The organism is Streptomyces sp. NPDC059861 (genome assembly GCF_042731435.1).
Classification (GTDB): Bacteria; Actinomycetota; Actinomycetes; order Streptomycetales; family Streptomycetaceae; genus Streptomyces.
Genome location: NZ_JBHWJQ010000028.1, coordinates 103,121 through 113,362, shown reverse-complemented (window position 1 = coordinate 113,362; position 10,242 = coordinate 103,121). Strand labels below are relative to the sequence as shown.

Here is a 10,242-nt window from a genome sequence, read left to right as displayed (position 1 = left end):
GGCCACCTTAGGTGGCCCCCGAACGGGCTCTCACGTCACCCTCGCTCAGCTCACTCCTTGCGCGCCCCCGCGGGACGCCATCCCCGGGAGCGGGCCCGGGGCAGGGTGAAGGCCGCCCAGAGAACGGTGAGTACGGCGGCGGAGCCGACGAGGACGAAGAGGGTCGCGCGGCCGGTGGCGCGGTCTGCAGCGGAGGTGTCGCGGACGGCCACCGGATCCGCCGCGCGCTCGGCGCCGGCCGGGGCACCCGCGTCGTCGAGGACCGTGGTCACGGCGGCGTAGGCGTCCAACTGGGGGATGTCGGCGGGGTACGCGGTGGCGGTCAGGCGGCGCACGACGGCGTCGGGCGAGTCGTCGGGATGGGCGGCGCGGACCACCGCGGCGGCGCCGGCCGCGTAGGCGGTGGCCACCGAGGCACCGGCGCCGAGGTAGTGGCCGCCGCCGCGCGGACCCCCGGAGACCACCCCGGCGCCGGGGGCGGCCAGGTCGATGCCCGTGGTCGGCAGGGCGCCGTCCGGGCGGACGCCGCCGGGCAGCATGTCGGCGACCGTGAGGACGCCGGGCTCACCGGCCGGCCAGTACACGCGCGACGGGATCTCGTCGGTGCCGCCCCGTGACGGCGGGTCAGGAGTGGCCGCGGCGAGCACGACGGCGCCCGCGCGACGGGCCTCGGCGACGGCGTCGGTCAGCGCCGCGTCCCGGCGCGGCAGGGCCACCGTGACCGCGATCACCTCGGCCCCGGCCGCGGTGGCCTGGCGCAGGGCGTCCGCGACCAGGCCGGCGTTCGCCAGACCGCGCGGGTCGGTGCCGCGCAGGGCCAGGATCCTCGCGCCTGGGGCGACCCCGGCGAGGCGCGGGCTGTCACCGCCGGTTCCGGCGATCAGCCCGGCGAGGAAGGTGCCGTGCCCGACGCAGTCGTCGGCGGCCTCGCCCTCGGCGGTGACCCGGCCGTCGAGGCCGGCGGCGCCGGGCGCGACACCGGTGTCGATCAGGGCGACGGTCACGCCCGTGCCGGTGCTGTGCCCGCGCAGCCGGTCCAGGTCGAGGCGCTGGCGCGACCAGTCCTGCTTCCGCGCCCGCTCGCGGGAGGCGTGGGTGCAGGTCACCTGCTCGGCCTCCGGATCCAGCACGGAGGGCATGCCGGGCAGTTCCTGGCCCTTCTTGCCGTCGGCCGCGGGCGGGCCCGCAGGCGGTGCCGCCTGGGCCGGACCGGCCGCGGGCAGCAGCAGGGCGGCGGCGAGGCCGGCGCCGGACAGCAGACGGGCTGCCGCGAGGGCGCGCGGGCTCATCGGGGAGCCGCCTTCGGGGCCGCGGCCGGCACGTCCTCGGGGATCAGGATGCGCAGGTCGTCCAGGGTGGGCGCGGACAGTGAACCGAGCCGTCCCGCCTGGCGGGTGACCATCGCCTCCACCACCTGGCGGGCCAGGCGGGCGTTGCCGAACGAGCGGTCCCTGGGCAGCGCGTCGAAGTACTCCTTGAGCAGCGGGCCGGTGCCGGGTCCGCACTCGTAGCCCATGCCCGTGGCCTGGGAGCGCACGATGGTGACCAGTTCCTCGGAGGAGTAGTCGGCGAAGGCGATCCGGCGCGGGAAGCGGGAGGACAGGCCCGGGTTGGAGGCGAGGAAGCGCTCCATCTCGTCGGTGTAGCCGGCGACGATGACGACCACCTCGTCGCGGTGGTCCTCCATCAGCTTCAGCAGGGTGTCCACCGCCTCCTGGCCGAAATCGGCGCCGCCGCCGCGCGGGGTGAGGGTGTAGGCCTCGTCGATGAACAGCACGCCGCCCCGGGCCCGTTCGAAGACCTCGCGGGTCAGCTGGGCGGTGTGGCCGATGTAGCGGCCGACCAGGTCGGCGCGGGCCGCCTCGACGAGCTGCCCGCGGTCGAGGATGCCGAGCTGCGTCAGGATCTCGCCGTAGAGGCGGGCCACGGTCGTCTTGCCGGTGCCGGGCGGACCGGTGAAGACCAGGTGGTGGCTGAGCGAGGGCACCGGCAGCCCGGCCGCGGCACGGTGGCGGGCGGTGGTGATCAGATTGACCAGGTCCGCGACGTCGCGCTTCACCTCGGCCAGGCCGATCATGTCGCCGAGTCGGGTCAGCGGGTCGTCCTGCGGGGTGGACTCCGCGGCCTTCGCGGCGGTGGCGGAGACGTCCTCCGGCAGCAGCAGCCGCAGATCGTGCTCGCCGACCTGCGACCGGGTCGCGAGCCGGACGGCCTGCCGGTCGACCATCTCCTCGAACACCCCGCGCGCGGCACGGCCGTTGCCGAAGCCCGCGTCCCGCGGCATCGCCTCGAAGTGCGCGGCCAGCGCCGCCGCGGTGCCCTCCCCCAGCTCGTACTGGTGCTGGGCGCACATGTTCTCCATGATGGCGACCAGTTCGGGCACGGAGTAGTTCTCGAACTCGACGGTCCGCGAGAAGCGGGACGCCAGACCCGGGTTGGAGCCGAGGAAGGAGTCCATCTCGCGCGAGTAGCCGGCCGCGACCACCACCACGTCGTCGCGGTGGTCCTCCATCAGCTTCAGGAGCGTGTCCACCGCCTCCCGGCCGAAGTCGGCGCCGCCGTTGCCGCTGTCCGCCGCGAGCGTGTAGGCCTCGTCGATGAACAGCACGCCGCCGAGCGCCCGTTGGAAGGTCTCGGTGGTCTTGATCGCCGTACCGCCGACGACCTGGGCGACCAGGTCGGCGCGTGAGACCTCCACCAGGTGGCCGCTGCGCAGGGAACCGAGCTCGGCGAGGATGGAGCCGTAGAGGCGGGCCACGGTGGTCTTGCCGGTGCCGGGCGGCCCGGCGAAGATCAGATGCCGGCTCATCGGCGGCGCGGACATGCCGAGTTGCTCCCGGCGCTGGGCGAGCTGGGTGAGGTTGACCAGCGTGCGCACCTGCTGCTTGACGTTCTCCAGGCCTATCAGCGCGTTGAGGGCGCCGAGCGGGCCGTCCGCGCGGTCCGGCGGGGGCGCGTCCGCGGCGCCGGAGCCTGCCGGGTCGGTGTTCTCGGCGCTGCCGGTGCCCCAGGCGTCCCGCTTGCCGTTGCCGGTGCTGTTCAGCCCGTCCACGGCGAGCCGTTCGCCGGGCACGGTCTGCACCAGGCCGCCGCCCTCGTTCTCCCGGGCGAGGCAGTTCACGAGCGAGACCGGCGCGGTGGACTCCACCCGGAAGCCGTCCTGGGCGCCGCCGGTGACCTCGCAGCCGCTGAGCGAGGCGAGCGCGCCCTCACGGAGCAGGAAGCCGTGGCCCTGGGGGGCGTGCACCGTGGTGCGGTTGGCGGTCAGCTCGCCGCCGGCGGCGACGACCACGCCCTCCTCGCCGGACATCTCGACGCGGAAGTCGCGGACGGTGACGTTGCCGCCGTCCTCCACCACCAGTCCGCTGGTGGCGGTGTCCGAGACGCCGCCACCGGCCACGTAGAGGGTGCTGCCGGAGGCCACGCGCACACCCGCGCCCTTGGGGCGGACGATCTCGCAGTCCTCGGCACGGCCTCGGGCGTCCTTGCCGGCCGCGATGCCGTCGCCGGCGGGCTCCACCAGCCGGGCCCGGCGCAGCAGCGGGTTGGCGCCGCCGCGCACGGCGACCGCGGGCGCGCCGCCGATCACCTCCAGGCGGTCCAGCTCCGGCGCCGAGTCCTCCTCCAGGAGCAGCCCGATCTGTTCGCAGTCGCGGACCGTCAGGCCGGTGAGCGCCGGGGAGGCGGCCCCCGCGACCCGCAGCGCCGCGCCCTGCGCGCCGTCCACCCAGCAGTCCTCGAAGGTGCCGCGCGCCCGGTCGGTGACCAGCACGCCGTGCCCGCGGGTGCGCGAGACGCGGCAGCGGCGCAGCACCGGGTCGGTGCCCCCGGCCAGCGCGAGCCCGTTCCCGGAGGCGCCGGTGACGCGGACGTCCTCCAGCGTCGTACGGCCCCCGCTGCTCAGGTGCACGCCGGTGCTGGTGTCGTGCACCACGGTGCGGATCACCGTGAGGGCGCAGTTCTGCTCCAGGGCGATGGAGGGTTTGTCGGTGGAGGAGATGTCGCAGTCCTCGACCGTGCCGCGGGATTCGCCGTTGGCGAGCAGGCCGTTGCCGCGGGCGTCGCGCACCGTGCAGCCGCGCATGCGGGCCTCGCCCTGCTCGGCGAGGACCAGGCCGCTGGTGCCCAGGTGCTCCAGCGTGCAGGACTCCACGGTGGTGGGCGTGGTCGAGGTGACCACGATGCCGGCGCCCTGCGGATTGCTCACCCGGCAGTCCCGCAGCGCGAGGGAACCGGTGCCCCCGGCCAGCATCGCCGTCCACGCGGCGCCGACGACCTCGCAGCCGTCGAGCGCGGCCTGCCCGCGCCGCACGTCCACGGCGGGCAGCTCGGCGTCGCCGCCGCGCAGGGTCAGTTCGGAGAGCATCACGGCGTCGGCACGCAGCGCGAGCACGCTGCCCGAGCGCGGCCGGATCTCGACCGTGCCCCGCCCTTCGGCGGCGGTCAGGGTGACCCTGGTGTGGATCACCAGGTTCTCCGCGTACGTCCCGGGCCGCACGCTGATGAGCGCGCCGGTACGGGCGGCCGCGAGTGCCTCACCGATCGTCCGGTAGCGGTCCCGGTCCCCCGGACCGACCGTGAGTACCTGGCGCGACACGCACCAACCTCCTTGCTAGGGCGGCGTCTTCAATGGCGCGCCCCCGGTCGCCCGGGGGCTCGTGTCGGCGAGCCGACGGTGCCCATCATGCCCCGCCCTCGGGGCGGGCGGATGCCGGGAGCGGTGCTTCCGGCATCCGGGTGTCCGGTCAGACGCTCCACTTCTGGTTGTCGGTGCCGGCGCAGCTCCACAGTTGCAGCCAGGCGCCGTTGCCCCGGTTGTTGTCCTTGATGTCGACGCACTTGCCGACGACGGTGTTGACCAGGTCGTGGCTGCCGTTCAGGACGAACTTCTGGGCGGCGTTGCCGTTGCACCAGGCGAGCTGGATGGGCGTGCCGTCGTTGAAGTTCGCGTTGGCCACGTCCAGGCACTTGTCCTTGATGCGGATGGTGCCGTCGGAGGCGAACTGCAGCTTCTGGGCACCGCTGTTGTTGCAGTCCCAGACCCACAGCCGCTTGCCGTCGCCGAAGTCGCTGCCCGGTACGTCGATGCAGCGGCCCGAGAGATGGCTGCGCACCGAGACGGGGGCGCTGAACGTCACGCCCGGACCGGCGTTGGCGGGCTTGTCGTTGCCGCCGCCGGAGGCCTGGTCGCCGCTCGACTTGGCGGGCTGGTCCTGCTGGCCGGTGTCGCCCTTCGGGCGCTCCCTCGGGGCGGTGTCCTTCTTCGGCGTGTCGTTGCCCGGGTCGCCCGCCGGGTCCTGGGCCGAGGTGCCCGCGGGGGCTTCCCGTACCGGCTTGCCCGGCTCGGCGGAGTCCTTCTTGCCGTCCTTCGTGGAGCCGGTGTCGGGTTTGGTCACCACGAAGTCGCCCGGTGCCTCCTGGGAGCCGCCACCGAGCACGGTCCCTCCGGCGGGCGCCGACTTGGGGGCCTTGTCGTCGTTCCCGGCGAGCACCAGGAACGGCACCGACACGAGCAGCGCGCCCGCGACCGCCGCCCCGGCCAGCGCCGCCTTGCCCGGCCGTCCCACCTGACCGGCCTGCTGCTGCGGCCGGTCGATGGCGGTCGCGGTCATCGTTCGCACGAGTGCGGGCAGGCGGCTCTTGGCCGCCGCGGCGGCATCGGGTTCCGCCTCGGGCTCGGCCTCGGACCGGCTGCCGCCAGCCGCCCCGCTCTCGGGGCTGTTCTCGGCGTCGGGTTCAGTGGTGGTGCGGCCCTCGGGGGCCGTCTCCTCCGTCTCGGCGGCCCGGGTGCCGGCCTCGGCACCGGTCTTCGCCGCCTCGGGCTCGGGCTCCGGTTCGGCGGCGGTGGCGGCCACGGCGGTCGTGGCCGTCTCCTCGCCGTCGGAGCCGGACTCCGCCCTCGGGGAGGCGGGGGTGTGCTGGACCGAACGCGTCACGGGGTCCTCCCTGTGATGTGGGGCCAGGGTTCAGAAGAGCTGGGGGTGTGGTCCGCGGCCGGGGGACCGGTGCGGGCCGCCGTGCCGGAGCGGGCGCCGGGGCCCTCCTCCGCCACGGGCGTCCCCTCGACGTCCGGCCCCGGTACGGGACCGAGGAGACTGTCCGCCGGGACGACCAGGGGAGCCGCGGCTCCGGCGTTGACCATCAGCAGGGTGCCCGAACCACTGAGTGAGCGGGCCAACTCCCGCGCCGGGAGGGTGTCATGTCGAAGTGCCGCGGACATGAACTCGTGCGCCGGTGAGGTGAACAACAGCACCACCGGCGCACCGTCCCGCCCGGCGGCCGTGAGGGGCCCGCCGTCCGGGCCGCGCACCACCGTGATCTCCGCCTCGGCGAGCGCCGCGAGCGCCTCGTCCACCGGGCCGTAGCCGGTGGCGGCCCGCTGGGCCGCCGCGTCCACCGGGTCGGTGGGGTCCGGCCAGCCCAGCACCCGGGCCGAGGGCCGGTACGCCGGGTTGGCCCGGTAGTCCCCCACGCCCCCGCTCTCGTCCGACTGCCACTCCCCCAGCACCGCCCACCCCGGCGGCGTCTGCACCTGCGTCCACTCCGGGTCCACCACGCCGATCCAGTGCCCCGGCGCCCGGCGGGCGGCGGCCCGCACGGCCTCGGGTATCTCCGGAGTGTCGGTGGGCTCGGCGGCGTCGGCGTCGGCGCCGGGTGGCTCGGGGGCGGCGGCCGGGCCGGAGCCGTCGGACACCACGGGCGGGGCACCGTGCCCGCCCTCCTGCCGTTGTCCGGGCCGCATCTCCACCTGAACTCTTGGGTCGGTACGAATACTTGAGTGCCGAACGACATGCGCACAGGCCGACACTGATCAGATCGGGGAGCCAACAGGATGCCACACGAGCCCCGCCCGTAACGGGTCGGGCAGGGTCCGTATCGGGCGTCCGCGTGCCCGTTCGCCGCCCGGGTGGGGGACTTTCGGGGAGCAGGGAGGCGTGAGGGGACAAAGCGACGGGGGAGTTGGGGCGGGCGGGGCGACTGATCGCCCCTATTACGGGCTAAGTTGGGCCGTACGGGAAGACCTCGCAGCCCACAGAGGCGTCTGACCGGCCTGCGGCCGCCACCGCGGCGCGTCCCGCGCACCTCGGCGACCGGGACCGGGCCGAACTGGTCCACCTCGGCGCGGCACCCGCCCGACGTCCGCCGGGTTCCCCGGCGTTCGTCCGGGCCGGCCACTGCACGGGCCCTGCCCACCACCGTAGCTCCGCCACCGAGGAGGAGTACCGCATGTCCCCCCAGCACCAGCCCCCCGGCACAAACGCGGCGGAGGCCGGCTTACCGCAGACACCCACCGCTCCGGACGAGGAAGCGCCGACACCTCCCGCGGCACACCCCGGCCCCACCCCAGCAGGGGACACCACCAACACCCCGCCCCCGGCGGGGGCATCCACCAGCGCCCCACCCCCGGCGGGGGAGACCGCCACCGTCCCGTCCCCAGCGGGCGCATCCACCACCGCACCGCGCCAGGCCGGGGCGACCAACACCGCCACGCCCCCAGCCAGGGGGACCGGCGCCGCCGCCTCCCCGACGGGAGAAACCGAGACCACCCCGCCTCCGACCGCGGCATCCAACGCCGGCGCGTCCCCAGCAGGGGAGACCGCCCCCACACCGTCTCCGACCGGGCGAACCAAGACCGCCACGCCCCCGGCAGGCGAGTCCCCGGCAGGGGCATCCACCACCGCACCGCGCCCAGCCGAGGCAACCCCCGCCGCCCCGCCGTCAGCCGCGGCAACCAACGCCACCCCGGCAGGCGAGACCGCCACCACCCCGCCCCCGGCAGGGGCATCCACCACCGCACCGCGCCAGGCCGGGGCAACCGACGTCACCGCGCGCGCAGTTGGGGCGACTCACGCCACCCCGCCCCCGGCAGGGGAAACCGAAACCACCCCCGCCCCCGTAGGGGAAACCACCTCGCCGCCCCCGCCCGCCGGGAGCGGCGAGGCGTCGGAGGAAGGCGTCGCCGTGGCCGCGGCCGTCGGGGCGGTGCCGCCGGGTGTCAGGACGGAGACCGCCGTCGGCCGGGGACGCCCCAGGAAGCCGGTCCTGGCGGGCGCCGCGATCGCCGGCGCCGTTCTCGTCGCCGTACCGCTGCTGCTGGCCGGGAGCGGGTGGGACGAGGGGCCCCGCGACTCCGCCAAGGGGCTTGCCGCGGGCTCGGACACGGTCCTGAACCAGGACTCCTCCCCCGCCGCCCTCGACGACTACGTGGCCGAGCAGCCCAGTCCGTCCCCGAAGAAGGAGAAGCCGAGGAAGAGCGACCCCCCGAAGGTCGTCGCTCCCCCGCCCGCCGCGCCCCCGCCGCAGCCCGGCACGAGCAGCCCGCCGGAGGCGAAGCCCAAGCCGAAGCCGAAGCCCGAGCCCAAGGCGAGCCCGAAGCCGAACTGGAGCACCGAGACCGTCTACGCGACCAGCGTCCTGGAGGTCAACCAGGCCTGGACCACCAACCGCATACGCATGGTCATGCAGACCGACGGCAACCTCGTCGTCTACAACGAGGACGACAAGCCCCTCTGGGCGTCCATGACCTTCGGCAGCAACCACCGGGCGATCTTCCAGCAGGACGGCAACCTCGTCATCCACAACGGCGACGACCGCCCCGTCTGGGCCTCCCGGAGCCACGGCAACGACGGCGCCCAGCTGGTCCTGCAGGCCGACGCCAAGGTGGTCATCGTGCACAACGGCAGGGTCGTCTGGTCGACCTGACCCCGTCGGCGTGGACGACTTCGCCGAGACCCTCGACGCCGGGCGGGGCCGTGGCCGCGCCCGGCGGTCCCGTCAGGCGTCCAGGTCGTCGGCGAAGTGCCGGTAGCCGTGCCGGTCCGTGTGCATGCCCCACAGCGTGTCGGCGAGCACCGCCGGGTCCTTGCGGTGATGGCCGGCGATGATCGCGCCGGGGATGACCAACTGCCCGACGTGGATGCCCTCGGCGGCGAGCGTGTCGTGCAGCAGATGGCCGTAGGCGCTCTCGGCGGCGAAGGCGATCGACGTGCCCGCCCGGTCGGGGTGCGGGACCACCGCGGTGCCGCCGTTGACGAACAGGACGGTGCCGCGCCCCAGGGCCCGCATGCCGGGAAGGACCTGGCGGACCGCCGTGACGGGGCCGTGCACGGAGAACGCCAGCGGACCGAGCAGGTCCGCGGGGGTGGTCTCCAGGACCGGCCGCATGAAGTCCGGGTGCGGGACCGGGCTGTACTGGAGGATCTCGACCGTGCCGAGCGTCGCGTCCGCCGCGTCCAGTGCCGCCCGCAGGGCCTCGGTGTCGCGTACGTCGGCGGCGAAGCCGCGCGCGACGATCCCCTCGTCGGACAGGTCGGCGGCGAGCGCGTCGAGCCGGCCCTGGTCGCGGGCGACGAGGGCGACGGAGTGACCCTCGCGGCCGAACCGGCGGGCGACGGCCGCCCCGAGTCCGGGGCCTGCTCCGATGATGGCGATGGTCGTCATGGTGTGTTCCCCAGGGTGGCGGAGTCGATGACGCGGCGGTGCCGCAGGTCGGGGGCGAGGACACCTCGGTACACGGCTACGACGTGGTGCCGAGGGCCGCGGCGGTCTCCTCGACCACCGTCGCCGCCCGCTGCTCCGGCACGCCGGCCGCGATGAGGAGGGCCGCGGCGACGCGGGTGCCGTCGTCGTCCAGGGCGCCCGTGTTGACGCTCTGCACCAGGGCGAGGATGAGTGCCTCCAGACCGGCGCTGAGGACGGCGGGCGGAAGACGGGTGTGGAAGACACCCTCGCGCTGCCCGCGTTCCAGGATGGCCGTGACCTCCTCGCGGGCCGGGGCCAGGATGTCGGTGACCCGGTCGACGCCGAGGTCCTGGCGGGCCAGGGCCAGCAGCAGGCGGTAGCGGTCGCCCACGGGCCACAGGGCGAGCGTGAACCACGCGAGCGCCCGTTCGGCCTGCTCCCCCGGCCGTCTGCCCTCGGCCACCGCGCCGCGCAGCGTCTCGGCCGCCTCCTCGGCGAGCGCCTCCAGCAGGGCCGCGCGGCCCGGGAAGTGCCCGAAGAGCGTGCGCCGTACGACGCCGGAGGCCCGCGCCAGCTCCTCCAGGGTGATGTCGGGGTTCTGCCCCAGCTCCTGGCGGGCCGTCGCCAGGATGCGCGCCCGGTTGGACCGCGAGTTGCGCCGCATCGGCTCACGGGGGGCGGGCTTGGTCACGGCAACCTCGGCGGATGTGGCGGGACGGACTCCGTCCATCTTGGCACGTGGGGCGCAGGGTGAGAGCGCGCCGGCCACGCGGCCGCGGT

The 10,242-nt window shown here is 75.3% G+C and carries 7 protein-coding genes; 1 reads left to right on the top strand and 6 read right to left on the bottom strand.

What is annotated here, in order from left to right; genetic code table 11:
- Positions 1 to 50: 50 nt before the first annotated feature.
- The 4 genes from ACFV6X_RS23895 to ACFV6X_RS23880 all read right to left on the bottom strand — a co-directional run bounded on the left by ACFV6X_RS23895 (position 51) and on the right by ACFV6X_RS23880 (position 6,742).
- On the bottom strand, positions 51 to 1,289 hold the full coding sequence (locus tag ACFV6X_RS23895) for a S8 family serine peptidase (RefSeq protein WP_385386550.1): 1,239 nt from the start codon (positions 1,287 to 1,289) through the stop codon (positions 51 to 53).
- Positions 1,286 to 4,597 carry a right-handed parallel beta-helix repeat-containing protein gene (locus tag ACFV6X_RS23890; protein WP_385386548.1) on the bottom strand — a complete coding sequence of 1,104 codons (3,312 nt, stop codon included), beginning with the start codon at positions 4,595 to 4,597 and terminating at the stop codon, positions 1,286 to 1,288. The genes ACFV6X_RS23895 and ACFV6X_RS23890 overlap by 4 nt, the downstream gene beginning before the upstream one ends.
- Positions 4,598 to 4,745: 148 nt before the next feature.
- Positions 4,746 to 5,936: a ricin-type beta-trefoil lectin domain protein gene (locus ACFV6X_RS23885; RefSeq protein WP_385386546.1), complete on the bottom strand. Its 1,191-nt coding sequence runs from the start codon at positions 5,934 to 5,936 to the stop codon at positions 4,746 to 4,748.
- Positions 5,933 to 6,742 carry a type VII secretion system-associated protein gene (locus tag ACFV6X_RS23880; protein ID WP_385386544.1) on the bottom strand — a complete coding sequence of 270 codons (810 nt, stop codon included), beginning with the start codon at positions 6,740 to 6,742 and terminating at the stop codon, positions 5,933 to 5,935. Before ACFV6X_RS23880 ends, ACFV6X_RS23885 begins: the two co-directional genes overlap by 4 nt.
- Before the next feature lie 1,220 nt (positions 6,743 to 7,962).
- Here ACFV6X_RS23880 and ACFV6X_RS23875 point away from each other — a divergent pair.
- On the top strand, positions 7,963 to 8,703 hold the full coding sequence (locus ACFV6X_RS23875; protein WP_385386542.1) for a mannose-binding protein: 741 nt from the start codon (positions 7,963 to 7,965) through the stop codon (positions 8,701 to 8,703).
- 72 nt (positions 8,704 to 8,775) lie between these two features.
- Here ACFV6X_RS23875 and ACFV6X_RS23870 read toward each other — a convergent pair whose 3' ends face one another.
- Positions 8,776 to 9,441 (bottom strand): SDR family NAD(P)-dependent oxidoreductase, encoded by a 666-nt coding sequence (locus ACFV6X_RS23870; protein WP_385386540.1) that lies wholly within the window; start codon positions 9,439 to 9,441, stop codon positions 8,776 to 8,778.
- 76 nt (positions 9,442 to 9,517) lie between these two features.
- On the bottom strand, positions 9,518 to 10,153 hold the full coding sequence (locus tag ACFV6X_RS23865; protein WP_385386539.1) for a TetR/AcrR family transcriptional regulator: 636 nt from the start codon (positions 10,151 to 10,153) through the stop codon (positions 9,518 to 9,520).
- Positions 10,154 to 10,242 lie beyond the last annotated feature (89 nt).